18 protein-coding genes are annotated in these 25,192 nt (G+C 73.6%); 4 read left to right on the forward strand and 14 right to left on the reverse strand.

The window, feature by feature from the left end; translation table 11 throughout:
- Window positions 1-132: 132 nt before the first annotated feature.
- The gene (ahcY, locus tag ACLQ2R_RS21350; protein WP_425961924.1) at window positions 133-1,560 is read right to left on the reverse strand and encodes an adenosylhomocysteinase; all 1,428 of its coding nucleotides are present in this window, start codon (window positions 1,558-1,560) and stop codon (window positions 133-135) included.
- Window positions 1,561-1,772: 212 nt separating this feature from the next.
- On the opposite strand from ahcY, the gene ACLQ2R_RS21355 reads away from it, so the two are divergent.
- Window positions 1,773-2,153, forward strand: coding sequence for a MerR family transcriptional regulator (locus ACLQ2R_RS21355; RefSeq protein WP_425961925.1), 381 nt, complete (start codon window positions 1,773-1,775; stop codon window positions 2,151-2,153).
- A gap of 167 nt (window positions 2,154-2,320) precedes the next feature.
- Here ACLQ2R_RS21355 and ACLQ2R_RS21360 read toward each other — a convergent pair whose 3' ends face one another.
- Genes ACLQ2R_RS21360 through ACLQ2R_RS21380 form a run of 5 tightly spaced genes read right to left on the reverse strand, consistent with a single transcriptional unit; the run spans window position 2,321 to window position 6,480 of the window.
- Window positions 2,321-3,379 (reverse strand): cation diffusion facilitator family transporter, encoded by a 1,059-nt coding sequence (locus ACLQ2R_RS21360; RefSeq protein WP_425961926.1) that lies wholly within the window; start codon window positions 3,377-3,379, stop codon window positions 2,321-2,323.
- Window positions 3,380-3,425: 46 nt separating this feature from the next.
- Entirely contained in the window at window positions 3,426-4,532 is a 1,107-nt protein-coding gene (locus tag ACLQ2R_RS21365; protein ID WP_425961928.1) for an SIS domain-containing protein, read from the reverse strand.
- The gene (locus tag ACLQ2R_RS21370) at window positions 4,529-4,702 is read right to left on the reverse strand and encodes a Trm112 family protein (protein ID WP_344889341.1); all 174 of its coding nucleotides are present in this window, start codon (window positions 4,700-4,702) and stop codon (window positions 4,529-4,531) included. Before ACLQ2R_RS21370 ends, ACLQ2R_RS21365 begins: the two co-directional genes overlap by 4 nt.
- Before the next feature lie 4 nt (window positions 4,703-4,706).
- Window positions 4,707-6,062, reverse strand: a complete 1,356-nt coding sequence (locus ACLQ2R_RS21375) for a phosphomannomutase/phosphoglucomutase (RefSeq protein WP_425961930.1) — start codon at window positions 6,060-6,062, stop codon at window positions 4,707-4,709.
- A 49-nt stretch (window positions 6,063-6,111) separates the two neighbouring features.
- A complete protein-coding gene (locus ACLQ2R_RS21380) occupies window positions 6,112-6,480 on the reverse strand; it encodes a DUF3499 domain-containing protein (protein ID WP_386236016.1) in 369 nt (122 codons plus the stop codon).
- A 183-nt stretch (window positions 6,481-6,663) separates the two neighbouring features.
- On the opposite strand from ACLQ2R_RS21380, the gene ACLQ2R_RS21385 reads away from it, so the two are divergent.
- Complete coding sequence (locus ACLQ2R_RS21385; protein WP_386236018.1) at window positions 6,664-7,119, forward strand: metallopeptidase family protein; 456 nt, start codon at window positions 6,664-6,666, stop codon at window positions 7,117-7,119.
- A 132-nt stretch (window positions 7,120-7,251) separates the two neighbouring features.
- Here the strand turns inward: ACLQ2R_RS21385 and ACLQ2R_RS21390 are convergent, their stop codons facing one another.
- The 4 genes from ACLQ2R_RS21390 to ACLQ2R_RS21405 form a co-directional block, all read right to left on the reverse strand.
- A complete protein-coding gene (locus tag ACLQ2R_RS21390) occupies window positions 7,252-8,667 on the reverse strand; it encodes a DUF5719 family protein (protein WP_425961933.1) in 1,416 nt (471 codons plus the stop codon).
- A complete protein-coding gene (locus ACLQ2R_RS21395) occupies window positions 8,664-11,549 on the reverse strand; it encodes a glycosyltransferase (RefSeq protein WP_425961935.1) in 2,886 nt (961 codons plus the stop codon). Before ACLQ2R_RS21395 ends, ACLQ2R_RS21390 begins: the two co-directional genes overlap by 4 nt.
- 359 nt (window positions 11,550-11,908) lie before the next feature.
- Complete coding sequence (locus ACLQ2R_RS21400; protein ID WP_037969494.1) at window positions 11,909-12,169, reverse strand: WhiB family transcriptional regulator; 261 nt, start codon at window positions 12,167-12,169, stop codon at window positions 11,909-11,911.
- A gap of 227 nt (window positions 12,170-12,396) precedes the next feature.
- Window positions 12,397-15,531 carry a hypothetical protein gene (locus tag ACLQ2R_RS21405; protein WP_425961937.1) on the reverse strand — a complete coding sequence of 1,045 codons (3,135 nt, stop codon included), beginning with the start codon at window positions 15,529-15,531 and terminating at the stop codon, window positions 12,397-12,399.
- A gap of 240 nt (window positions 15,532-15,771) precedes the next feature.
- Between ACLQ2R_RS21405 and cofD the strand changes: the two genes are divergently transcribed.
- A complete protein-coding gene (cofD, locus tag ACLQ2R_RS21410; RefSeq protein ID WP_425961938.1) occupies window positions 15,772-16,854 on the forward strand; it encodes a 2-phospho-L-lactate transferase in 1,083 nt (360 codons plus the stop codon).
- Between the two features lie 47 nt (window positions 16,855-16,901).
- Window positions 16,902-18,176 (forward strand): coenzyme F420-0:L-glutamate ligase, encoded by a 1,275-nt coding sequence (locus ACLQ2R_RS21415; RefSeq protein WP_425962008.1) that lies wholly within the window; start codon window positions 16,902-16,904, stop codon window positions 18,174-18,176.
- Between the two features lie 121 nt (window positions 18,177-18,297).
- On the opposite strand, the gene ACLQ2R_RS21420 is transcribed toward ACLQ2R_RS21415, so the two are convergent.
- The 4 genes from ACLQ2R_RS21420 to ACLQ2R_RS21435 all read right to left on the reverse strand — a co-directional run bounded on the left by ACLQ2R_RS21420 (window position 18,298) and on the right by ACLQ2R_RS21435 (window position 25,186).
- On the reverse strand, window positions 18,298-20,028 hold the full coding sequence (locus ACLQ2R_RS21420) for a substrate-binding and VWA domain-containing protein (RefSeq protein ID WP_425961940.1): 1,731 nt from the start codon (window positions 20,026-20,028) through the stop codon (window positions 18,298-18,300).
- A 101-nt stretch (window positions 20,029-20,129) separates the two neighbouring features.
- On the reverse strand, window positions 20,130-22,778 hold the full coding sequence (locus tag ACLQ2R_RS21425) for a bifunctional FO biosynthesis protein CofGH (protein WP_425962010.1): 2,649 nt from the start codon (window positions 22,776-22,778) through the stop codon (window positions 20,130-20,132).
- A 363-nt stretch (window positions 22,779-23,141) separates the two neighbouring features.
- A complete protein-coding gene (locus ACLQ2R_RS21430) occupies window positions 23,142-24,062 on the reverse strand; it encodes a DNA-3-methyladenine glycosylase family protein (protein WP_425961942.1) in 921 nt (306 codons plus the stop codon).
- A 29-nt stretch (window positions 24,063-24,091) separates the two neighbouring features.
- Window positions 24,092-25,186 (reverse strand): sugar phosphate nucleotidyltransferase, encoded by a 1,095-nt coding sequence (locus ACLQ2R_RS21435; RefSeq protein ID WP_425961944.1) that lies wholly within the window; start codon window positions 25,184-25,186, stop codon window positions 24,092-24,094.
- Between the last annotated feature and the right edge of the window lie 6 nt (window positions 25,187-25,192).

A 25,192-nucleotide genomic window follows, 5' to 3' on the forward strand; every position in this document is an offset into this window, starting at 1 on the left:
GCGCCGCCCCCCCTCTCCTCCGCCCCCCCGCGCCCACCCGGGCGGTGCCCCCGTCTCGCCCCCGCCCACCCGGCCGGCCCCCCGCGACGGCGGGGGGGCCCGGCGGAACGTACCCAGACGTACCTGTCGGTATCAGTAACGGTAGTGGTCGGCCTTGTAGGGGCCGTCGACGTCCACGCCGATGTACTCGGCCTGGGCCTTGGTGAGCTGGGTGAGCTTCACGCCCAGCGCGTCGAGGTGCAGGCGGGCGACCTTCTCGTCCAGGTGCTTGGGCAGCACGTAGACGCCGATGGGGTACTCGTCGGTCTTGGTGAACAGCTCGATCTGCGCGATCACCTGGTTGGTGAAGGAGTTCGACATCACGAACGACGGGTGACCGGTGGCGCAGCCCAGGTTCATCAGGCGGCCCTCGGCGAGCACGATGATCTGCTTGCCGTCGGGGAAGCGCCAGGTGTGGACCTGCGGCTTGACCTCGGTCTTCTCGATGCCCGCGATCTTGGCCAGGCCGGTCATGTCGATCTCGTTGTCGAAGTGACCGATGTTGGACACGATGGCGTTGTGCTTCATCCGGCTCATGTGGTCGGCCGTGATGATGTCGAAGTTGCCGGTCGTGGTGACGAAGATGTCGACGCTGCCGACGACCTCGTCCAGCGTGGTGACCTGGAAGCCGTCCATGGCCGCCTGGAGCGCGCAGATCGGGTCGACCTCGGTGACGATGACGCGGGCGCCCTGGCCCCTGAGGGCGTCGGCGCAACCCTTGCCGACGTCGCCGTAGCCGGCGACGAGCGCCACCTTGCCGCCGATCAGCACGTCGGTGGCGCGGTTGAGGCCGTCGATCACCGAGTGGCGGCAGCCGTACTTGTTGTCGAACTTGGACTTGGTGACCGAGTCGTTGACGTTGATCGCCGGGAAGAGCAGCGTGCCACTCTTGAACATCTCGTACAGGCGGTGCACGCCGGTCGTGGTCTCCTCGGTGACGCCCTTGATCTCGGCGGCGACCTTGGTCCAGTGACCCTCGGGGGTGACCGTGCGGCGCAGCAGCTCCAGGATGACGCCCCACTCCTCGGGGTCGCTCTCGGAGGCGCTGGGCACGGCGCCGGCCTTCTCGTACTCGGCGCCCTTGTGGACGAGCAGGGTGGCGTCGCCGCCGTCGTCGAGGATCATGTTGGGGCCGCCGCCGCCGGGCCAGGCGAGGGCCTGCTCGGTGCACCACCAGTACTCCTCCAGGGTCTCGCCCTTCCAGGCGAAGACCGGGACGCCGCGGGGGTTCTCCGCGGTGCCCTCGGGGCCGACCACCACGGCGGCGGCGGCGTGGTCCTGGGTGGAGAAGATGTTGCAGCTCACCCAGCGGACCTCGGCGCCGAGCGCGACCAGGGTCTCGATGAGCACGGCGGTCTGGATGGTCATGTGCAGGGAGCCCATGATCTTCGCCCCGGCCAGCGGCCTGGCCGCGGCGTACTCCTCGCGGACGGCCATCAGGCCGGGCATCTCGTGCTCCGCCAGCTGGATCTCCTTGCGGCCGAAGGCCGCAAGGGAAAGGTCGGCGACCTTGAAGTCCATGTGTGGTTACCCCTCTGATTGATGGGCGGCGTGTGCCTCACGCCCGCGCCGCGTCGCTCTCGTCCCGCGACCGGCCTCGCGTGCGGGCCCCGGCTCACCGCTCCATCGGAAAGTCCGACGCTTGCGAGTTTAGGCGGACGGAACGACCTCGCGCACCCTTTGAGGGGTTAACCTGACACAAGAATGTAAGGTTCCTTCGAAAGGGGTCGCCGATGCGGATCACCGAGGCCGCCAGAAGGCTCGGGATGTCCCCCCGGATGCTCCGCTACCGCGAGGCGCTCGGCCTGCTGCCCCCGATCAGGAACCAGGGCGCGCACCGCCGTTTCGGCCCCGAGGAGCTCGCGGCCGTGGCCCAGAGCCTGGACCTGGAGAGGCGCTTCGACGTCTCCCCCGCCGAGCTGGCGTTCGCGCTGCGCGTGCTGAGCGAGCCCGCGGTCGCCCAGGCCGTACGGGACCTGGGGCTGCGGATCGGCCGTCTGCAGGCTCCGCGCAGGGCCCTGGACTTCGAGAAGGAGAAGGCCCTGCGCCTGCTCCAGGGCGGGCCTGCGAGCCGTCCTGGAGGACAGCCGAGCCACCCGCGGGGCCGCCCGTGACGGGGTGGCCCTCAGGGGTGACCCTCAGGGGTGACCTGAGACGGGGCGGGCCGGGGTGGCGGGCAGGGCCGCCGTGACAGGCGGGTCCGAAGGTGGCGGGACGGGGCCGCACACGAAAGGACGGGCCCCGCACCGGGACCCGTCCTGAGCGTCGCGGGAGAGCGGGGTCAGACCGCGCCTGGCGAGGAGGGGGAGGAGGAGGCCGTGTCCGGCGTGGCGCCGGGCACAGGGGCGGTGTCCGGCGTGGTGCCGGGCGTGGTGCCGGGCGTGACGCCGGACGAGGAGGCGGGCGTGGTGCCGGACGAGGAGGCGGCCCCGGACCTGTCCAGGTCGGGCTCCAGGTAGATGACCCGGGCCGTCGGGACGGCGGCGCGGATGCGCTTCTCGGCCTCGTCGATGCCCCGGGCCACGTCCGAGGCCGTGTCGTCGTGATCGACCGCGATCTTGGCCGCGACCAGGACCTCCTCCGGGCCCAGGTGCAGCGTGCGCATGTGGATGACCCGGGTCACCTCGGGGGCGCTCTCCAGCGCCTGCATGATGGCGACCTCGACCTCCGGGCCCGCGGCCTCACCGATCAGCAGCGACTTGGTCTCCAGCGCCAGGATGACCGCGATGACCGCGAGCAGCACACCGATCATGATGGTGCCGACGCCGTCCCAGACCGGGTTGCCGGTCACCACGGCCATCGTCACGCCGAAGAGCGCGAAGATCAGGCCCAGCAGCGCGCCGAGGTCCTCCAGCACGATGACCGGCAGCTCGGGCGCCTTGGAGCGGCGGATGAACTGCACCCAGGACTGGTCGCCCCGGACGTGGTTGGACTCGATGATCGCCGTCCTGAACGAGAACGACTCGGCGACGATCGCGAAGATCAGCACGCCGAAGGCCCACTGCGGGGAGGTGAGCGCCTCGGGGTGCTGAAGCTTGTGAATCCCCTCGTAGAGGGAGAAGACCGCGCCGATGGTGAACAGCACCACCGCCACGACGAACGCGTAGAAGTAGCGCTCCCGGCCGTACCCGAAGGGGTGCTGGGGGGTTCGTGCGCGCTGCGCGCGCTTGCCGCCGAGCAGCAGCAGCGCCTGGTTGCCCGAGTCGGCCACCGAGTGGACCGATTCGGCGATCATCGATGACGAGCCCGTGAACAGGAACGCCACGAATTTGGCCACGGCGATCGCCAGGTTGGCGGCCAATGCCGCGATGATTGCCTTAGTACCGCCGCCCGCGCTCACGGCAGCCTCCGCTCAACTCGTATGGTCGATGGACGAGACAGGAATCCTACGGGGAGATTCTCGCCCTGAGTTCGTTGATGACCGACACGGGGGTCGGGTCCAGCCCGTACCCGAGTGCGAGGTATGTACTCGCGAAATCCCCGAGCGCGATCAGCGTGGCCAGCCGCTCCAGCGGATGCGGCCCCTCGGCGGCGATCTGAGTGACTCCGACACCGCGTCCCTCGGCCAGCCGGACCGACGCCTCCCCGCGCCGCATGAGCGAGGGATCCTCCTCCACGTCGCGCAGCAGGAACAGCCGGAGCGACCTGCCGCTCTCGTCGGCGAAGATGTCACGCTGGGCCAGCGGGCCGTCCAGGGCGGCGACCTGGTCGTGGCCGGCCTCCGACAGCTCCCCCCAGATCGCCGGGTACCTGCCGGTCGCGCCGAACCGGGAGGCCCACCGGTGGGCCGCGACGGTCGCCACCGGCGAGCAGCCCCAGATCATCGGCACGGTCTCGGCGACGTCCATGGCCAGCGACTTGCCCGGGTTGATGAAGGACTCGCTCGCCGGGCGGCAGCGGTTGGCCAGGTCCTCCAGCCGTCCGGCGGTCCTCTCGAAGACCTCCTCGTCGGCCTCGACCAGGCCGAACCGCGCCGCGACGACCACCAGGGGGACCGCCAGCGCCCACAGCGCGGCGCGCGGCCGCGTGCCCTCGGCGACGGGCACGAACGGCGCCCCCGCCTGCCGGGCGATCGACTGGAGCGGAGAGTCCGCCCCGCCGACGGCCAGCAGGCGGCAGCCCCGGCGGACGGCCTCACCGGCCGCCGCGAGCGTCTCCTCTGTCCTGCCGGAGCGGGAGACGGCGATCACCAGGTCGGTCGCGCCGATCCAGCCCGGGAGCCGGTGGGACCTGACGGTCACGATCGGCAGCGGGGCACCGGGGCCGCACACCACGCCGAGGATGTCCCCCGCGGTGCCCGAGCCGCCCATGCCCGCGACCACGATCGCCCGGGGGCGGCCCTGGCCCGTGATCGAGGACAGGTCCGCCTCCAGGGCGGCCCTGCGGGAGGTGCGGATCTGCGCGGCCGAGCCGGCCACGGCTCGCAGCATGCCCGAGGGGTCGCCCTCGGCCAGCCACGTCTGGTCGTCGAGCCGGTCCGGCTCCCAGTTCACGACTTCCGGGCCTCGTCGACCAGCAGGACCGGGATGTCGTCCCGGACCGGGTAGACCAGGCCGCAGGAGGCCGAGGTGCACGACAGCTCGTCCACGGCGGGCTCGGCCCTCAGCGGGGACTTGCAGTTCGGGCAGGCCAGGATCTCCAGCAGCCAGTCGTCGATCTTCACGTGTTCAGCTCCTCACGAGGGCAAGGACCTCGTCCCTGATCGCTGCCATCTGGATCTCGTCGGCCGCTTCGGCGTTCAGCCGGAGCAGCGGCTCGGTGTTGGACGGACGGAGGTTGAACCACCATCCGGGGCCGGAGACGGTCAGGCCGTCCAGCTCGTCGAAGGTGACGCCGTCGCGGGAGGCGAACGCCTCACGGACCCGCGCGGTCGCCGCCGCCTGGTCGGCGACCGTGCTGTTGATCTCTCCGGAGGCCGCGTAGCGGGCGTAGGCGGCCAGGATCTCCGACAGGGGCCGGTCCTGCTCGCCCAGCGCGGCCAGCACGTGCAGCGCGGCCAGCATGCCGGAGTCGGCGAACCAGAAGTCCCGGAAGTAGTAGTGGGCCGAGTGCTCGCCGCCGAAGACCGCGCCGGTCGCGGCCATCTCGGCCTTGATGAACGAGTGGCCCACCCGGGTGCGGATCGGCCGGCCGCCGTGCTCGGCGACGATCTCCGGGACCCCCCGGGAGGTGATCAGGTTGTGGATGATCGCGGCCCCCGGGTGCCTGCCCAGCTCGCGGACCGCGACGAGCGCGGTGATCGTGGAGGGGGAGACCGACTCCCCGCGCTCGTCCACGACCCAGCAGCGGTCGGCGTCGCCGTCGAAGGCCAGCCCGAGGTCGGCGCCCACGTCCAGCACGGCCTTCTGCAGGTCGCGCAGGTTCTCCGGCTCGATGGGGTTGGCCTCGTGGTTGGGGAAGGTGCCGTCGAGCTCGAAGTACAGCGCGGTCAGTTCGACCGGCAGCCCGTCGAGGACGGTGGGGACCGTGTGGCCGCCCATGCCGTTGCCCGCGTCCACCACGACCTTCAGCGGGCGGATGCCCGACAGGTCGACCAGGGAGCGCAGGTACTCCGCGTAGCCGGTCAGCAGGTCGCGCTCGGAGACCGTCCCGCCCCCCGGGCCGTCCAGGGAGCCGGAGGCGAGGATCTCGGCGGCCCGGTCGCGGATCTCGACGAGCCCGGTGGCGCCGCCGATCGGCACGGCGCCCGCCCTGCACATCTTCATGCCGTTGTAGCGGGCCGGGTTGTGGCTGGCGGTGAACATCACGCCGGGCAGGCCGAGGCTGCCGCTCGCGTAGTAGAGCATGTCGGTGGAGCCCAGGCCCGCGTTGATCACGTCCGCGCCCCGGGAGACGACACCCCGGACGAAGGCCGCCGCCAGCGGGACGGAGGAGGCGCGCATGTCGTGGGCCACCACGGCGGTCCTGGCGCCCGTCACCTCGGCGAACGCCGCGCCCACGGCCTCGGCGGCCGCCTCGTCGAACTCGTCCGGCACGACGCCGCGAACGTCGTACGCCTTGAAGATCTTGGCGAGGTCGCCCACTCCAGCTCCACCCCTTGCGTCGTGTCCGGCGACCCCCAGCCTAGTAGGGTCAGCGGTCACGCTGGGGCTGAGCCGAGCGGAGCACCCTCAGGTGCCCCCTGCGGCCGACCTCGACCCCCTGGCCGACCGGCTCGGTGCCGCTGCCAGGCGCGGGCCTGGCGGCCTCGCGGACCGCGTTCGCCAGGGCCTCCAGGTCGTCGGTGCTGGGCGGGGTGCCGTCGGTCGGCAGGCGGACCACCTCCCAGCCACGGGGGGCGGTGAGCCGCTCGGCGTGCTCGGCACACAGGTCGTAGCAGTGCGGCTCGGCGTACGTCGCCAAGGGCCCGAGAACGGCGGTCGAGTCGGCGTAGACGTACGTGAGCGTGAAAACGGCAGGCTGACTGCACGCGGTGCGGGAACAGCGGCGGACGGGGCTCACGGTGGGACCGTATCCGGTAAGCGTCCGGGGCGCCACTATCTGAGCGCTCTTAACGAGCGTGTCGCCACAATTCGGACACGTGTCCCGGCTTCCACCCGCCTGTACGGCTTCACCCCCTGTCCGCACGCCCCCTCGGCCGTCCCTCTCCCCCGCCACCGCCCGCCTCGCGTCTAAGCTGGCACCGTGAGCCCGGTACCCGGCAGACCCCGTTCTCCCCGCAGGCGCGACAGGCACGGCCGCGGCCTGCGCGGCCCGCTGGCGCCCTCGCACGTGCCGATCGCCAAGGCCCGCAGTGAGCGGTTCGACGACCTGGTCCTGGACGCCGTCGACCGGCTCAAGCCCCGGTGGGGCAAGCAGCTGGCGGCCGTGGAGTTCGCGGTCGAGGAGGTCCCGCCGATCAGCGAGCTGGGCGACGGTCCCGGCCTGCTGAACGGGGAGCCGATCCCGTTCGGACGGGCCGAGCCCGCCGCGGGGAGCCGTCCGGCCGTCGTGATCATCTATCGCCGCCCCCTGGAGAGCCGGTCGCGCGACCGCGACCACCTCGGCGCGATGGTGCACGAGGCGGTGGTGGAGCAGGTCGCGGGCCTGCTGGGGCTCTCCCCCGAGTCGATCGACCCCGGCTTCGACGACCACGACTGACCTTTCGCCCTCCCGCGCGGGCGGCCGGGCCCGCGCGATCACCCCGTGACGCGACGACCGCGCGGATCACCGCGCGAGGCGATCACCGTGCGGGGCGCCCCGCGACGCGATCGTCGTGACGCGGGGCCCGTGTCAGGGCAGGACGGTCGCGGCGGACTCGGCGATCGGCGGGACCATCGCCCAGATCCGGGCCACGGCCAGCGGCTGCACGGTCAGCGCCGCTCCCCCCTTGAGGCGCTCCTCCAGGACGCGCCCGCCGTAGACCGGCCCGGAACCGGGCTGCGGCCGTACGACCACCGCGAAGGTCCCCTTGATCTTGGGCAGCTTGACCTGCGCGGTGCGCGCCGGGGGGATGTCCACCTGGAACGGCTCGTGCGCCTCGTCGGTGCCCGACACCACCTGCACGCTCACCGTCCCCGCCCCCTCCGGCGCGGTCAGCAGCAGCCGCGAGCTCGTCGCGCCGTCCACGCGGTTCTCGGCGACGACGCTGCCCAGGTCGATGGAGGCCGCCCCGGCGGTGAAGGCCACGTCCGGCCTCGCGCCGGGGCCGGTGGCGACGAGCCCGGCGACGACCGGGGTGTCCGAGGTGAGCAGCACCGCGGCGGGCCGCCCGCCGATCCCGGCGGCCAGGTCCACGGTGGCGACGGAACCGGCGGGCACCTCCACCAGCTCGCGGTCCTTGAGCGCGTACGTCCCCTCGGGGGTGAGCGCCTTGATCTCGACCAGCGTGTCGGTCTCCTCGGCGGAGGCGACGAGCAGCTGCCGTTTCCCCTCGCCGCCGGGGACGGCGGGCACCACGACGCGGGTGGCGGGGGCGGCCGAGACCGGCAGCCAGTCGACGCCGCGCCCGCCGTTCATCAGCGCGCGCGCCGCCGCGGTCACCCGTCCCGAGGCGGTACGGACCTCGATCGCCATGACCAGCGCCGACGGCGCCAGGTCCTTTAGCTCGATCGTGCGGTTCTCGCCCGGCCTGAGGGTGAACACGTTCCCGCTGTCGGTGATCACCGGCCCCTCGCCGGAGTAGACCAGGATCTCGGCGACGGCCGGGGCCGGGTCGGGGTTGGACAGGTGGAGCGTGACGTCGGCCGCGGACGGTCCCGGCCCGATCAGCCAGGTGCTCGCCGCGGGCTCGGTGCAGCGCACCCCGGCCAGTCCCCGCTGCCCTCCCGAGGTCTCCCTGCGGCTCTGCGACACCTCCAGGCCCGAGGCCATGCTCCCGGAGGCCGTGACGACGAGGGGCGGCGACGAGGCGGGCGCCTCCTCGCGCCAGAGCCGCCCCGGGGTGTCCACGGCGGCCAGGGTCCTGTCGCCGGTGACGAGCGACGCCGTGCCCGGCTCCCGGCTGCCCGGCGGTGTCAGCACGCCGATCGCGGCCTCGCCGGGGGCCGGGCAGACGGCCGTCACCGAGGCCACGGGCACCCTCTCGGGCCGGGGCACGGCGGCGGGGGCCACCTGTGGCCGGGAGGCCGCGGCCGTCCCGTACAGGGCGAGCAGGGCCACCAGCACCAGCGCCAGCAGTCCGAACCTGTTCTCGATCAGGGATCTCACCGGGCGGCCCGCTCTCTCCGGTCTCTCCGGGTCTGGGGCGCCTCCTGCGGGAGCGCCCGCTCGTCGGCCTCGCCCCGGCCGGGCGACGCCAGCACCATGACGAGGATCACCAGCCCGGTCTGGACCAGCAGCCAGCGGCCGTGCCAGGGGTCGCCCGGCGGGTCGGGCGGGACGGCCACGGCCTGGGTCAGCCGCCACACCCCCACCGAGCGGGACAGGCTCATCCTGGCCAGCGAGGGCTGGGAGTCGAGGGCGGCGCTGACCCACGCGTCGACGGGCGCGGTCACCACGACGAACCGGACGCCGTGCGCGGCCAGCACCCGGGCGTCGTCACCGCCCCTGCCGGACACCAGCCCGGCGGCGGCGAGGCGGACCCGCTCCCTGGGGCCCTCGGGGGCGGGGATGTCGGCCTCGCCGATCATCGGCGTGCGCCCGCTCAGCACGGTGAAGAGCAGTCCTCCCCGCGAGGCGCGCATCAGCAGGGTCCGCTCGCCGCCCGTGGAGTTCACCGCGGCCAGGGCGGGCAGGACGTCGCGTACGGTGCCGTGGATCGGGTCGCCGGCCCCCCGGGCGATCCACATGCCCGCGGCGAGCAGCGGCGTGGAGAACGCCACCACGACGACCCCGAGCGCGGCGAGCCTGCGCAGCCCTCCCGCGGCCCGGAACTCGGTGATCCGGCCGGCGGTGAGCGCCGCCACCACGAGCATGCCGGTGGCGGCGAAGGCCAGCGGCACCCCCGGCCAGGCCGGGGCCTCCACGTCGCCGTTGATCGAGGTGACCGGGGTCCTGCTGACCAGGATCGCCATCAGCAGGCCGAAGAGCGCGACACCCCAGCCGACCGCGACGACCACCCGGTTGCGCCGCATCAGCAACGCCAGCAGGCAGGCCGTGATGAGGCCGCCGGTCACCCAGAGCGGCGGCATGCCCGGACCCCCCGGGCTGAGCAGCAGCAGCGACTCGGCCGGCAGCGCGGGATCGACCAGGGAGGGCTGGTGCAGACCGGCCTCCAGCAGCAGCCGTCCCGGGGAGGCGACCACCTGGACCAGCCAGGGCAGCAGCAGGACCAGCGGCACGGCGAACGCGATGAGCATCGAGACGGCGACGCCCCGGCGCGGGAAGGCCAGCGCCGCCAGCAGGCCGAGCACCGCGGTGAGCGGGTGGACCAGCGGGGCGAAGGCCGTGCCGACCGCGAGCAGGAGCCCCAGGGCCCAGGCGGCGCGGCGGGCCCGGCGCCGTTCCCCGGTGATCACGACGGTGGCGAGCGCCGCGTAGACGGGCAGCAGCGCGAACACCACCGCGGTGCCCAGCCGTCCCGCGGCGACGGCGCCGGTGGCCACCGGCAGCAGGGCGTAGGAGGAGGCCAGCCAGACCCGGGTCCAGCGGCCCGGGATCATCCACCGGGTGGCCGCGTACGCCGAGACGCCGGCGAGCGGCACGCAGCCCAGCAGCAGCACCGAGACCGCGAGCCAGGTCTTGCCGAACAGCACCGTGGAGAGCGCGGCCAGCACCGCCACGTACGGCGGGGCCCAGGCGTCGCTGCCCAGGCCGGTCCGGTGGTAGCCCTCGCGGTAGAGGTCCCACAGGTCCGAGGCGCCGCCGATGACCGGGACCAGCGCGCCGCCCCCCAGCCGGGTACCGCCGTTCAGGGCCCGCTCGGCGAAGAGCGTGACCAGGGTGAGCGCCAGGAAGAGCAGGACACCCGGATTGCCGAAGACGCGCTGCATCAGCCCGGTGTCGGCGAGCAGCTCCTCGCCGTCCTCCTGCGGGCGCTCGGCGGCCACGGCGTGGTGGCGGCCGGCGGACTCCACGAACCCCGATCCGGCCAGGTAGCTGCGGACCCGGTCCGCGAGCCTGCGGTAACCGGCGCCCGACGGGGTGAGCAGCCGGCCGGCCGCCACCTGGCCCGGCCTGCGCCCGGTGGCCCGCGCCCGCCTGGCCCTGATGATCCGTACCGGATGGCCGAACACCGAGCCGAACGCGAGGAACTCGTCCAGCGCGTTCGCCGGCTGCTTGGCCACCAGGAACAGCACGGTGCGGGCCAGGCACCCGAGCAGGTTTCGCACCAGCGCCCACGGCAGCGCCCGGGAGGGGAGGTTGGCCATGACGACGAACAGGGCGTTGCGGCGGTCCAGGCGGCGCGGGTGGTCGCCGCTGGCGGTGATGCGCCGACGCCGCCGGGTGGCCGCCTCGGCGTGCCAGGCGACCGCCCGGGTGACGTTCTGCACGCGGTACCCCGCGGCCCTGACCCGCCAGCACAGGTCGAGGTCGTCGCGGAAGAGCGGCAGGGCGGGGTCGAGCCCGCCGACCTCGTCCCAGACGTCCCTGCGGATCAGCATGCCCGCGGTGGACACCGCGAGGACGTCCCTGGTCCCGTCGTACTGTCCCTGGTCGAACTCGCGGGCCTCCAGGCCGGTGTCCCTGCGGCCGGTCCGGTCGACGGTGAAGCCGACCTCCAGCAGGAGCCGCCGGTCCACCCAGTCACGGAGCTTCGGGCCGAGCACCGCCACCTTGGGATCGGACTCAGCGGCCTCCAGCAGCGTCCGCAGGGTGTCCTCGTCCGGGGCGCAGTCGTCGTGCAGCAGCCAGATCCACTCCCGGCCGCCCGCGGGGCCGAGCCGGCCGAGCACCTCGGCGACGGCCTCGCCGAAGCCGGTCGACCGGGGAAGGGTCAGGACGGCCCGGGAGCCGAGGGAGCCGGTCAGCAGCGCGGCGCTGCCGTCCCTGCTGCCGTTGTCCACCCCGACGACCCGGTCCACCGGACGGGTCTGCCGGAGCAGGGCTTCCAGGGTCTCCCCCAGCCAGCGGGAGCCGTCGTGGGAGACGACGATCGCGGTGACCGTTTGCGGGGGGCGTGGGGGGTGCTGGGGGTCGTTGATGGACATACGTCCCGTGTTCAGGAGGGGGTGACGATCGGCGCGACCACGATACGGCACCTATGTCGGCATATGTCTTGCATCGAATGACGCGCACGAAAAAGGGCCACGTGACCGGCGGTCACGTGGCCTCGCGGACACACGCGTGAACTCCCCCCCGCGGGGCGTCGCATGTTCTCTGTCGTATCGCCCGGACCCGTCCGGGTCCCGTACGGTGTCCGCGCCGTGTCCGCACGGCGCTCACCCGGTGTAGGTCGGTTGTCGTCTGGATGTCGTCAGATGTCGTCAGATGTTCATCGGTGCTTGGATGTGCGGGTCGTCCGGATCTCGCGGCTCCGGGCCTCTCGGCCGGCCGGTGTCCGGGCGGCTCAGACCGCCTCGCGCTTGATCCGGCGGCGTTCCCGCTCGGACAGTCCACCCCAGATTCCGAACCGCTCGTCATGTTCCAGCGCGTACTCAAGACATTCGGCACGCACCTCGCACGAGCGGCAAACCTTCTTGGCCTCGCGGGTGGAGCCTCCCTTCTCCGGGAAGAACGCCTCCGGGTCGGTCTGCGCGCACAAGGCGCGCTCCTGCCAGCCAAGCTGCTCTTCAGCGATGCTCTCCTGTGCGATGACCAGGTCGGCCACTGCACACCTCCCTGCCGCACGCCCGCAAAATGGAGCCCCCCAATGAACGCCTGCCCCTTACCCACCCAGAGGAAGGCGTAACAACACGTGTGTAATTACACGCGTGTGCTCGGTGTGACGTCAAGCGGCATGCTGGTATCCGGGGAAAGACCTGCTCTCCCCGGTTGTGGGTCGTCTGCCTGCCACGACGGCAATTGCACCAGGTGATCGCTGTGACCGCCAGGGGCTCAGCGCTCTCGGCGGTCGGAACCGTACCAGGAGATGTTCTGATCCTGACCGGGGCCCACCTTCTCCGTATCGGGGGTTTCCTCATCCGTGACCTGTCCCCGGCGTTGCTCGGGCCGGTAGATCGCGGTGGGGTCTATCGGCTGCGAGTCCCACCTCTCGGGGACGGGCGCTGAAGTGGGTGCGGACGGCGCGACGGGCGGGGCGGGGGCACCCAGCGGGTCGTCGCGGTAGGCGGCCGGATCGAACCTGAGCGTCGCCTCGGACGCCGGGGACTCCGGGGGCGCCGAGGACGCCGAGGACGCCGAGGACGCCGAGGACGCGGTGTCCCAGCGCTGCTCGTCACGCGGCGGGTACTGCGGCTGGTTCTGGACGGGCTGCTGGGAGTAGAGGTCCTGCGAGGGCTGCGCCTGGGAGTAGCGGTCCTGGGACGGCGGGGCCTGCCCGTACCGGTCGTGGACGTGCTGGTCCTGCTCGTGCCGGCTTGGCCGGGGCTGGTTCTGCCAGCCCTGCTGGTTCGGCGTCTGCTGGTTCGGCGCGGGCTGGTCGTGCGCGGGCCCGGCCTCGGGGTACTGGGAGACCTGCGAGGTCTGCGGGTGCCCGAACGGGTCGCCGTATCCCGGCGTCCCGTACTCGGGAACGCGGAGCGGCGGCTCGCCGCCCCGCGTCTGCTGGTAGTTCTTCGCCTGCTGGTACGCCTGGGCCATCTGCTGCGACCTCAGGTCCACCGGGTCGGGGGTGGGGTAGTGCAGGTCCGGCGCGGTCGACGAGTACCCGGGGTCCGCGTTCGGGGCCGCGGCCGGGCCGCCGTAGTTCTCCGGCGGGGTGGGGAAGGGGGCCGGCGCCCGGTCCCCGAACGGCGACGCGGAAGGGTCGCCGAACGACGAGGGACGGTCCTCGAACGGCGACGCGGAGACGTCGTCGGGAGCGAGGTTCGCCCCGGCCGGGCCGTCCGGCGCCTGCTGCCCCCGGGGGGCGGCGGCCTGGAGGTCGGGGGCGTAGGCGCCCTGCTGATGCCCGAGACCCCGGGGGTCCTGGGAGCCCTGGGTGTCCTGGCGATACTCGAAGCCCTGGGGGTCCTGCGCGCCCTGGCGGTGCTCGAAGCCCTGGGGGTCCTGCCGGTGCTCGAAGCCCTGGAGGCCGGGTCGCGGGTGGTTCCCGGACTCCGGCCTTGAGTACCCCTGCGGCTCCGGATACCCGTGTCCCTGCGGCTCGGCCCGGCGCTCCTGCTCGGACCGGTCGGGGGACCACTGCTCGGACCGTTCGGACGCCGGCGCCGGGGAGTCGGGGTACCAGCCGGAGGACCCGGCGGGCGAGGACTCCTGCCGTCCGTACGACGGCGGGTCCCACCCCGGTCCCTCCTGGCCTCCGGAGGGAGCGGAACCGCCCTGGCCCTGCTCGGCCCGGTGCTCGTACAGCGGGGTGTCGGTCCCCCATCCCGGACTCTGCGGGTCGGTCCGCCCGTACACCGGCTCGGAGGAGAGAGGCCCTGCGGACGCCGGAGCCGAGGAGAGGGGGTCCGGCAGACGCGGACTGGAGAAGGAGTCGCCGGACAGCGGATCCGGCAGGCGCGGACTGGAGGAGAAGGAGTCACCGGACAGCGGATCCGGCAGGCGCGGGCTGGTGGAGAAGGAGTCGTCGGACAGCGGGTCCGGCAGGCGCGGGCTGGAGTGGTGCTGCCCGTATCCCGGCTGCTGCGCCTCGGCCCATCCGGTGCTCTGCGGCTGCGGCTCGGAGTGCCGGCCGGGGAGTTCCGGCGACAACGCCTCCTGCCACCCCGGGGACTCGGCGCGCCGCCCGGAATCCTGCGGGTCGGTCCGCCCGTACACCGGGTCGGAGGAGAGCGGGTCGGGCGGTCGCGGGTCCGTCCCGGCCCGCTGCTCGCCCGGCGCGGACGTGAAGGACGGCGGATCGTACGACGCCGCCAGGGGCTGGACGTCCGCGGCCACGTACGGGCTCGGGTCGTGTCCCTGAAGGGGGGCCGACAGCGGGGAGGCCGGTTCCGGGGCGGGCCGCTGGGAGGCCTGCTGCTCGGGTGTCCGCAGCCGTCCCGGCCAGGCCTGGTCCTCGGCGTGGGACCGGTTCTCGGCCTGCTGCCGGTTCTCCGCCTGCTGCGCGTGACCGGCCTGCTGCGCGTGACCGGCCTGTTGCGGGTGACCCGCCCAGGAGGGCTGGTCCCCGACCGGCGCGGAGACGTGGCGGTCGTACCCCTCGGAGGGGACGCCCCCGGCGGTGCTCTCGGCGGCGGGGGCATCGGTGGAGGCACGTACGGGAGCGGGCGGGAGCGCCGGGCGGCCGTACGGGATCTGCGGGGGCGTGGCGGGAGGCGTCTCCTGCACGGGCCGGTCCTGGGGGTGGAAACCCTGCTGGGAGAAGTGCTCCCGCGGCTGACCCGCACCCTGGGCGGGAGCGCCGTGGGGGTGGCCGTACCCGTCACGCGGGTCCCGGCCCTCCGGAGCGCCCTGGAACGGCGCACCCTGAGACGGTCCCCCGTGGAACGGTGCCCCCTGGGACGGAGCGCCCGGGTAAGGGGCATGCTCGCGGGAGGGGTTCGGCCCCGGACCCTGGAAGTGCCCCTGCTCCCCCGTCGGCCCAGGGCCGTACCCGGGACCGTGCGGGCGGTCGTTGCCGAGGTGCCGGTCCTGCACCCCGTAGGGACGACCGGGGACGCCCTGGCCGCGCGACCCGCCGGTCGCCGAGGCGGCCGGGATCGCGCGGGGCAGCACGTACAGCAGCGCGATCGCGACCAGCGCCAGGGAGGGCAGGTGGACGAGGAGGAGTTCGATCTTCTCCCGGACGTCCGTCGCGCCGCCGAACAGACCGCCGAGCAGGCCGATCACGCCGAACAGCACGGAGAGCCCGAGGGTGACCGCCACCGCGAGGGCCAGAGGCCGCAGCCGCTCGATCACCGGGCCGAGGTGGGTGGCCAGCAGCACGGCCCCGACGAGCAGGGCGACGGTGACCGGCGAGGTGAAGGTCCCCAGGTGGATCGCCGCGCGCGCGGAGAAGGAGGAACCCCCGAACGCGGACCCCCCGAACAGCAGGCGCTCGATGCCGACGAGAACGCTCGCGGACGCGACGGCGACCATGAGCCACGCCGCCGGTTCTCGGAGCCGGCCCGCCTCGACATTGATCACAACTACCCCCATAGGGTCTTTAGGTAAACCCGGGTCAGTTTTGCACATGGCTGACTTTGCCGCCGGTGGTCCCAGGAAGCCCACCACCCCCATAAGTACTCCATTGACCCACATATATGCATATTTCAGACAGTCGGTTCGGCCGTACCGGCGATGTGAACGACGCTGCGAGCGGACCCCCCGTTGACCTGCGCCGTACCCCGCCCGCGCCCGCGCCGACCTAGTGGAACACTGGACGGCATGCGCATCGTGTCCCTCGCCGGCGGGATCGGCGGCGCCCGCTTCCTGCGGGGCCTCCGTACCACCGCCCCCGACTCCGAGATCACCGTCATCGGCAACACCGGTGACGACATCAGCCTCTTCGGCCTGCGCGTCTGCCCCGACCTGGACACCGTGATGTACACGCTGGGCGGCGGCATCAACGAGGAGCAGGGCTGGGGGCGGCGGCAGGAGTCGCACGTCGTCAAGGAGGAGCTGGCCGCCTACGGCGTGGAACCGCAGTGGTTCGGCCTGGGCGACCGCGACTTCGCCACCCACATCGTGCGCACCCAGATGCTCGACGCCGGGTACCCTCTCTCGGCCGTCACCGAGGCCCTGTGCGCGCGCTGGCGGCCGGGCGTCCGCCTGATCCCCATGAGCGACGACCGGACCGAGACCCACGTGGTCATCTCCGACGAGCGGGGCCGGCGCGCCGTCCACTTCCAGGAGTGGTGGGTACGGCTGCGCGCCTCGGTGCCCGCCGAGCAGATCATCCTGGTCGGCGCGGACCAGGCCGTCCCCGCCCCCGGGGTGCTGGAGGCCGTCGCCGAGGCCGACGTGGTCCTGCTGCCGCCGTCCAACCCGGTCGTCAGCATCGGCACGATCCTGCAGATCAAGGGCATCCGCGAGGCCCTGGAGGGCAAGACGGTCGTGGGGGTCTCGCCCATCGTCGGCGGCGCCCCGGTCCGGGGCATGGCCGACGCCTGCCTGGCCGCGATCGGCGTGCCCACGACCGCGCAGGCCGTCCTGGAGCTGTACGGGGCGTCGCTGGTGAACGGCTGGCTGGTCGCCGAGGAGGACGCCGGGGTCGCCCTGGACGGCGTGGAGGTCGAGGCCCTCCCGCTGATCATGCACGACCTCGACTCCGCCGCCGCCCTCGCCCGCGCCACCCTGGACCTGGCCCTCCGCCTGGCCTCCACAGACGCTCCCGCCACCGACACCCCCGCCACCGGCTCCCCCGCCCCGAGCGGCACCGTCACCACCACGGACGCCACCACGGACGCCACCACGGGCGCCACCACGGGCGCCACCCCCCTGGGCCTCCCCTCCGGGGAGGAGGCGTGACGAGCCGGACGGCGCGCGGGGCCGGGCGCGAACCCCAGGACCTCACGGTGGAGATCTTCGCCGTACCCGGCATGCCCGAGGTGCGCGAGGGCGACGACCTCGGCGAGCTGATCGCCGCGGCCCTGCCTGCCCTCCGCGACGGCGACATCCTGGTGGTCACCTCCAAGATCGCGAGCAAGGCCGAGGGCCGGGTCCTGCACGGCGTGCCGCGCGCCGAGGCCGTGGCGGCCGAGACCAGGCGGGTGGTCGCCCGCAGGGGCGAGACCGTGATCGCCGAGACCTCACACGGGTTCGTCATGGCCGCGGCCGGGGTCGACGCCTCCAACACCCGGCAGGGCACGGTGGTCCTGCTCCCGGCCGACCCGGACGCCTCGGCGTCGGCGATCAGGACACGCCTGGCCGAGCTGCTCGGCGTCTCGGTCGGCGTGGTGGTCTCCGACACCTTCGGCCGCCCGTGGCGCAACGGCCAGACCGACATGGCGGTCGGCCTGGCCGGGGTCACCCCCGCCCTCGACTACCGGGGCATGTCCGACGACCACGGGAACGCCCTGGAGGTGACCCTGACCGCCGTCGCCGACGAGTTCGCCGCGGCCGGGGACCTGGTGAAGGGCAAGCTCGCGCAGACCCCGGTGGCGGTGATCCGGGGCCTGGCCGAGTACACCACCGAGGAGGACGGTCCTGGCGTCCGCGAGCTGGTCCGCTCCTCGGCCGACGACATGTTCCGCTACGGCTCACGCGACGTGGTCTTCGCCCGCAGGACCGTCCGGGAGTTCTCCCCGGAGCCGGTGGACGGCGCCGCGGTCCGCCGGGCGGTCGCGGCCGCGATCGCCGCTCCCGCCCCCCACCACACGACCCCCTGGCGGTTCGTCCTGCTGGAGTCGGCCGCGACGCGGGAGAAGCTGCTCGACGCCATGCGCGAGGCCTGGATCGCCGACCTGCGCGGCGACGGGTTCTCCGAGGAGTCGGTGGCCAGGCGGATCAGGCGGGGTGACGTGCTGCGGGCGGCCCCGTACCTGGCGGTGCCGTGCCTGGTGGCGGACGGCGCGCACACCTACCGCGACGACCGGCGCAACGCCGCCGAACGGGAGATGTTCGTGGTGGCGGCCGGTGCGGGGGTGCAGAACTTCCTCGTCCAGCTCGCGGTGGAGGGCCTGGGGTCGGCCTGGGTGTCATCCACGATGTTCTGCCGCGACGTGGTCCGCGAGGTCCTCGACCTGCCCTCCTCCTGGGACCCGATGGGCGCCGTCGCGATCGGCCACGCCGCCGCCCCTCCCCGCGACCGCGCCCCCCGGCACGCGTCCGACTTCATCGCCGTACGCTGAGCCGCCCCGCACCCGGCCACCGCGCATCCGACCACCCCGCACCCGGTCACCGCCCGAGCCGGGCCGCCGCACACACCGGGCGCACCCGGAGCACCCGCCGGAGCCGCCCGTACGGCACCGCTCAGGCGGGGTCGCGGCAGGTCGGGTGGCACAATCGCCGGGCGAGCGCGGACAGGAAGACGTCGATGATCTCCTCGGGGCGCTGGGCGACGTGCAGGGAGCCGTTGGTGACGGCGGCGACCCGGGCCAGGGCGGCGCGGTCGAGGTCGGTGCCGAACGCCAGGACGACCACCTGGACCGGCGCCTCGGGGTCCCACTCCTCGCGCAGCGCCTTCTCCAGCTCGCCCACGGAGACGCCCTCGCCGTCGTCCTTTCCGGCCGTGATGACGAGCAGGGTGTTGTTCATGCTCTCGTCGTAGGCGCCGGTCACCTCGCGGAACCCGGCGAGGATCGAGTCGTGCAGGGCGCTGGGCCGCCGGGCGTCGGCGCGCAGGGTGCGGGTCAGCTCGTCCAGGAGCCCGCGCCGGACGAACCGCCCGCCGTCGGGCTCGGCGATCGGGCCCAGGCGCACCCGCTCCCGCTGGTCGGCGCCCTTGGCCGAGGAGAACTCCCACATGCCCATGTGGGTGGAGTCGGGGAAGAGCTGCAGGCCCAGCCGGGCGGCCTCCAGGGCGACGGTCAGCCTGGTCTTCCCCTTCTTGCCGCTGATCGGCTCGGCCATGTGCCTGCCGGTGTCGGCCAGCACCAGGATGTTGGTCGGCGGGGCGAGCCTGCTCCAGGCCTCCAGCGCCTCGTCGATCCGCGCGGGCAGGATGCTCGGCCGGGTACGGGGCGCCTCGGTCGGGATCCCCGGCCCCGGGTCGTAGGGCCCCTGGGAGCCGTCCGCCGAACGGAAACCCGCCCTGCGGGCCGCCTCCTGGATCTGCGGGGAGCGCAACCAGTCCGCGAACGCCCGCGACCCGCTCGCCCTGGCCTCGTCGGAGGAGGTCACCACGTACGGGTAGTCGAGGTTGACGGTCCCCTCCCGGGGATGGAGCGCGACGACCGGGTCGGCGGACGGGCTGCGGTTGTGCTGCCAGACCGACTGCTCGGGCACGATCACCACCGGCCGCCGCCAGAACGACCGGTCGTCGACGGCGGCGAGCATGCTCCGGTAGTCCGGCGCCGACCCGGCCTGCGCCCAGCGGACGAACGCGGTCAGCGCCCGGTCGGCCTCGGCACCGCTGCCGACCACGTCCCTGGCCGCGGCCACGGTCGCGATCCCCGCCCCGGCGAGCGACGGGTCGGGGACGCGGACCACGTCGGGTTCCTTCTCGGTCGGCCGGATCCGGCCGCGGGTGGTCGCCGGGAACACCATCCGCCAGTTCATGTCGGTCCTGCCGACGGCGAAACTCCGGGCGAGGGAGGTACGGGTGGCGAAGACCAGCGGCGAGGTCGCCATCACCGTCTCGGTGCCGGCCAGGTCCGCGGCCCCCTGCTTGCGGGCGAGCCTGATCCACGCCGAGGAGTCGGAGATCCAGCCGTCGGGACGGCTGCCGAGCACCCCGGCGGTGCCGCCCAGCAGGGTGCGGAGCACGGTGGCGGGCGGCTGCTCGGTCACCTGCACCAGCACGCACCGGCCCTCGACCCCGGTCCGGTTCCGGTTGAACCGCGAGGCGGCCTCCATGACGGTCGGGGCGATGTCGACGGCCGCGGCGACGTCGACCAGCACCGGGTCACGGGCGGAGCACGAGCCGCTCACCTTGCCGGAGACCAGCACGACGACCCCGCTCAGGGCGACGGCGATCGCGACCGCCGCCAGCGACAGGCGCAGGCGGGCCTGCCGCCGGCGCCGCTCGGCGCCGGCGGCCACACGGTGTCGACCGGAGGAGGGCACGCGGAGACCTCTCGCTAGAGGGGAATGACGATTGTCCCAAGCCCCCCCGCCCGCGGGGCAAGGAAATATAGAACTCGTTATAACTTCGCAGACGGCTCCGGCATGAGCAACGGCAGACCGGCCCCGCGCACGCTGCGGCAGACGCCGTCGCTGGCCGCGGCGGCGGCCAGGCGTTCGGCGTCCGGCACGCCGTAGGAGGTGGTCCGCTGGCGCACCGGCCTCCCGGTGTGGGCGACCATGGCCTCGATCTCACCGATCGTCTTGAACGAGCCGTTCTCCGACCCGGCCATCCTGCTGATCGTCTCCTCCATCAGCGTGCCGCCCAGGTCGTTGACCCCTCCCAGCAGGACCTGGCGGCAGAGGTCGTCCTGGAGCTTCACCCAGGAGCACTGGATGTTGGCGATCGCGCCGTGCAGCAGGACGCGCGCCAGCGCGTGCACCGCCCGGTTCTCCCGCGCCGTCGGCCCGGGCCGGGCGATGCCCGCCAGGTAGATGGGTGCGCTGTGGTGGACGAACGGCAGCAGCACGAACTCGGAGAACCCGCCGGTCTCCTCCTGGATGCGGCGGATCAGCCGGATGTGCGCCACCCAGTGGGCGTGGGTGTCCACGTGGCCGTACATCATCGTGGAGGTGGTCGGGATGCCGGTGCGGTGCGCGGTCGAGATGACCTCGACCCACTCGGCGGTGGGCAGTTTGCCCTTGGTCAGCACCCAGCGCACGTCGTCGTCGAGGATCTCGGCCGCGGTGCCGGGCAGGGAGTCCACGCCCGCCTCCCTGGCGGCGATCAGCCAGTCCTCGATGGACAGGCCCGTGCGGCTGGCGCCGTTGATGACCTCCATCGGCGAGAACGCGTGGACGTGCATCCCGGGCACCCGCGCCTTGACCGCCCTGGCGATGTCGAAGTACGCCGTGCCGGGCAGGTCGGGGTGGATGCCCCCCTGCATGCACACCTCGGTCGCCCCGGCCTGCCAGCCCTCCCAGGCGCGGTCGGCGACCTGCTCCAGCGAGAGCGTGTAGGCGTCGGCGTCGGTACGGCGCTGGGCGAACGCGCAGAAGCGGCAGCCGGTGTAGCAGACGTTGGTGAAGTTGATGTTCCGGTTCACCACGTAGGTGACCTCGTCCCCGGCCGCCTGCCTGCGCAGGCCGTCGGCGATCCGGCACAGCTCGTCCAGCGCGGCGTCGTCGGCGCCCGCGCCGCGCTGGTCCCCGGCCAGGCCGAGCAGGACGAGCGCGTGGGCGTCGCTGAGGCCGGCCGGGTCGCTCTCGGCGGCGCGCAGCGCCTCCCGCACGTCCGCCGCGACCCGGCCCGCCGCACCGGCGGCCCCCGCGCCGTCCGCGAAACCGGCGCCGATGGCGCCGGCGGCGGTCCCGGTGCCCGCGCCGGGCAGCCGTTCCCTGACCGCCTCCCAGTCGCCGTAGACGTCGTCGAAGTCGGCGCGGCGGTCGGCGCTGCGCCCCTCGGTGTCGACGGCCGTGTGCAGGTCGACCCGGCCCAGCGCGACGAAGCCGCCGTCGGGCTCCTGCCAGGGGCGGCCGGTCACGACCGCGTCCTCGCGGGCCAGGCCGGTCGCGGGGTCGGCCAGCGCGGCCACGTGCGCGTTCAGCCTGGGGTCCAGCCAGGGTTCCCCGGCCAGCACGTACTCGGGGTAGATGGTCAGCCGCTCGCGCAGCGCGAACCCGGCCTCGGCCGTGCGGGCGGCCAGCTCGTCGATCTGCGGCCAGGGACGCTCGGGGTTGACGTGGTCGGGTGTCAGCGGCGAGACGCCGCCCCAGTCGTCGATGCCCGCGCCGATCATCAGCCCGTACTCGGCGTCGACCAGGTTCGGCGGGGCCTGCACCCGCATCCTCGGTCCCATGACCAGCCGGGTCACCGCGATGGTGGCGGCCAGCTCCTGGAGGTCGGCGTCGGGCATGCCGCGCATCGCGGTGTCCGGCTTGGCGCGGAAGTTCTGGACGATGATCTCCTGGAGGCCGCCGTACTCGCGCGCGACCCTGCGCAGCGCGAACAGCGAATCGGCGCGCTCGGCGATCGTCTCGCCGATGCCGATCAGGATGCCGCTGGTGAACGGCACGTTCGTCCGCCCGGCGTCCTCCAGCACCCGCAGCCGCACGGCGGGGTCCTTGTCGGGCGAGCCGTGGTGGGCCTGCCCCTTCTCCTCGAACAGCCGCCGGGAGGTCGTCTCCAGCATCATGCCCATCGAGGGCGCCACCGGCTTGAGGCGCTGCAGGTCCTGCCAGGTCATCACGCCCGGGTTCAGGTGCGGCAGCAGCCCGGTCTCCTCCAGCACCCGTACGGCCATCGCGCGCACGTAGGAGAGCGTGTCGTCGTAGCCGTGCGCGTCCAGCCACTCGCGGGCCTGGTGCCAGCGGTCCTCCGGCCGGTCCCCGAGGGTGAACAGCGCCTCCTTGCACCCCGTCGCGGCGCCCTGCCGGGCGATCTCCAGCACCTCGTCGGGGCTGAGGAACATGCTCTCCAGCTTGTGCGGGGCGGTGGCGAACGTGCAGTACCCGCAGCGGTCGCGGCACAGCCGGGTCAGCGGGATGAAGACCTTGCGGCTGTAGGTGATGACCCCCGGCCGGCCGGCCGCCTCCAGCCCCGCGTCCCTGACCCGGCCGGCGTGGCCGAGCAGGGTCTGTAGATGTTCGTCCCGCGCGTGCAGCAGGACGGTCGCTTCGGTGATGTCGAGAGCTTTGCCGTCGCGGGCCCTGGCAAGTGCCCGGCGCATCGCGGTGTCGGTGGGGTTGGCGCTCATGACGGCACACTACGGCGCGGCCGGAGGTGCCGGGGCGGCGGGTCGTGCCACCTCAGGGCGATACTTCAGTTCTCCTAAAGGGTTATGGCAAGCAACTCTCGATAGACATAAATGCTTGCGGTTGCATAGATTTAAGGCATCGCACCGGCCCCGCTCCCGCGGGAATCCGCCGGACCTACGGGGCGATCCACCCCGGACCTCGACCCCAGGAGCTGAAAATGATCTGGTTCGTTCTCGTCCTCATCGCCGTCGCCGTTCTCGCCCCGATGATCGGAGCCGACAGCCGCGACAGCCGCGACTGGCAGCGCCACGACCCCTCCCCCGGGGAAGGCGCCCTCAGAACCGCCGATGATCGCGTACGGGTGCCCGCGGCCCGCGAGCGGGTGGCCGCGAACCGCCCAACCGCAGCAGCCTGCTGACCCGGTGCCGGTGCCCCCGGTAGGGAGCGAGCAGCGCCAGCATCCCCGCGTCGTCCGCCCGTGCCCCGCTCAGCGACCAGCCGACCAGCGACGGCAGATGGAAGTCGCCCACCGAGACGGCGTCCGCGTCGCCGTGCGAACGCTGGCGCACCTCGGCCGACGTCCACACCCCGACCCCGGGCAGCGCCCGTAGCAGCCGGTCCACCTCGGCGCTGCCCCCGCTCTCCTCCAGCTTCCCGGCGTGCCGGGCCGCGTTCACGATCGTCCGGGCCCGCACGGCCTCGGCGCCGGCGCGGTGCCAGTCCCACGACGGGATCGACCGCCACACCTCGGGTCCGGGAAAGACGCGCATCCCCTCCGGCGCGGGCCCCGGCGCGGGATCGCCGTAGCGGCCCAGCAGCCACCGCCACGCCCGCCTGGCCTCGGTGACGACCACCTTCTGCTCCAGGACGGCCGGCACCAGCGCCTCCAGCACCCGCGACGTCCGCCCGATCCGCAGCCCCGGATAGCGCCTGGCCGCGTTCCGCACCACCTCGTGCCCGGGGACGAACCCCGAGACGTCGTCGTCGGCGCCGAGCAGCGCCGGAAGCGTCGCCAGCATCCAGTCGGCCCCCGGCCCCCACGCCGTGGCCGCCACCCGGCCGGACGCCGCCGCCACCCGCAGCGTTCCCGGCCCGTCGGGGGTGCGCGAGGTCCGCCAGACGGCCCCGCCCGGCTCCGCCCTCATCGTGGGATCCCCCGGGCCGCGCCGGTGCGGGCCCAGCACCAGGGCCGGATCCACCGGCCACGGGGCACGCCACTCGCGTTCCCGCGCCGCGACCGGGCCGAGGGCGACCACCGAAGACCCCGCCGTCCGCGCCGCGGCCGTCAGATGTCGCTGGAGAAGCGGATCGCGGACTCGGGCAGCACGACGCCGGGCCAGACGCGGCTTCCGGCGAGCAGCTCGTTCCCCGGGCCGACCACGGCCCCGTCGCCGACCACCACGTCCCTCAGGACCGCTCCACAGTCGATCCGCGCGCCGATCCCGACCACCGAGTCGACCACGACCGCCGCGGAGTGCACCACGCAGTCGTCGCCCAGCACGCTGCCCCTGACCTGCGCGCCCGCCTCCACGATCGCGCGGGCCCCGATCACCGACCCGCCGGAGACCTCCGCCTCGGGAGAGATCATGGCTCCGGGCAGGGCCAGGAAGTCGCCGGTGGGACCCGGCAGGGCGGGCGAGGCCAGGCGGCCCAGCACCAGGTCGCGGGAGCCCTGCACGAAGGCCGACGGCGTGCCCACGTCGAGCCAGTAGGAGGCGTCGGCGTACCCGAGCACCAGGGCGCCGTCCTCGATCAGGCGGGGGAACGTCTGGCGCTCGACCGAGACGACCTCGCCCTCCGGGATCGTGTCGATCACCGAGCGGGTGAAGACGTAGCACCCGGCGTTGATCCGGTTGGTGACCGGGTCGGGGGTCTTCTCCAGGAAGGCCGTCACCCTCCCCCGGGAGTCGGTCGGCACGCAGCCGAAGCGGGAAGGGTCCTCCACCTCGGTCAGGTGCAGGGTGACGGCGGCCTTGCGGGCCACGTGCGTGGCGATCTGGTCGCCGATGTCGTGGCCGGAGAGCACGTCGCCGTTGAGCACCAGCACCGGGTCGTCCGGGCCGCTCGTGAGCGCCGCGGAGGCGTTGCGGATGGCGCCGCCGGTGCCGAGCGGGATCTCCTCGGTCATGTACTCCAGCGCGAGCCCGAACGCCTCGCCGTCGCCGAACGCCTCGGAGAACATCTCCGCCCGGTAGGAGGTGGCGAACACGATGCGCCGCACGCCGAACGCCCTGGCGCGGGCGATCTGGTGGGCCAGGAAGGGAACCCCGGCGGTGGGCAGCAGCGGTTTCGGCGTGCCCAGCGTCAGGGGACGCAGGCGCGTTCCCTGCCCGCCGACGAGAAGGATCGCCTCAAGATCCGGCAAAGGGGTCTCCGTCATTCCGCG

This window comes from Streptosporangium sp. DT93 (genome assembly GCF_049844535.1).
Taxonomy (GTDB): domain Bacteria; phylum Actinomycetota; class Actinomycetes; order Streptosporangiales; family Streptosporangiaceae; genus Streptosporangium.

Excerpts from the sequence above, each read along its gene's own strand:
- ahcY (WP_425961924.1), bottom strand. The coding sequence starts at position 1,560 with ATGGACTTCAAGGTCGCCGACCTTTCCCTTGCGGCCTTCGGCCGCAAG.
- ACLQ2R_RS21355 (WP_425961925.1), top strand. The coding sequence starts at position 1,773 with ATGCGGATCACCGAGGCCGCCAGAAGGCTCGGGATGTCCCCCCGGATG.
- ACLQ2R_RS21395 (WP_425961935.1), bottom strand. The coding sequence starts at position 11,549 with ATGTCCATCAACGACCCCCAGCACCCCCCACGCCCCCCGCAAACGGTC.
- cofD (WP_425961938.1), top strand. The coding sequence starts at position 15,772 with ATGCGCATCGTGTCCCTCGCCGGCGGGATCGGCGGCGCCCGCTTCCTG.
- ACLQ2R_RS21425 (WP_425962010.1), bottom strand. The coding sequence starts at position 22,778 with ATGCGCCGGGCACTTGCCAGGGCCCGCGACGGCAAAGCTCTCGACATC.
- ACLQ2R_RS21435 (WP_425961944.1), bottom strand. The coding sequence starts at position 25,186 with ATGACGGAGACCCCTTTGCCGGATCTTGAGGCGATCCTTCTCGTCGGC.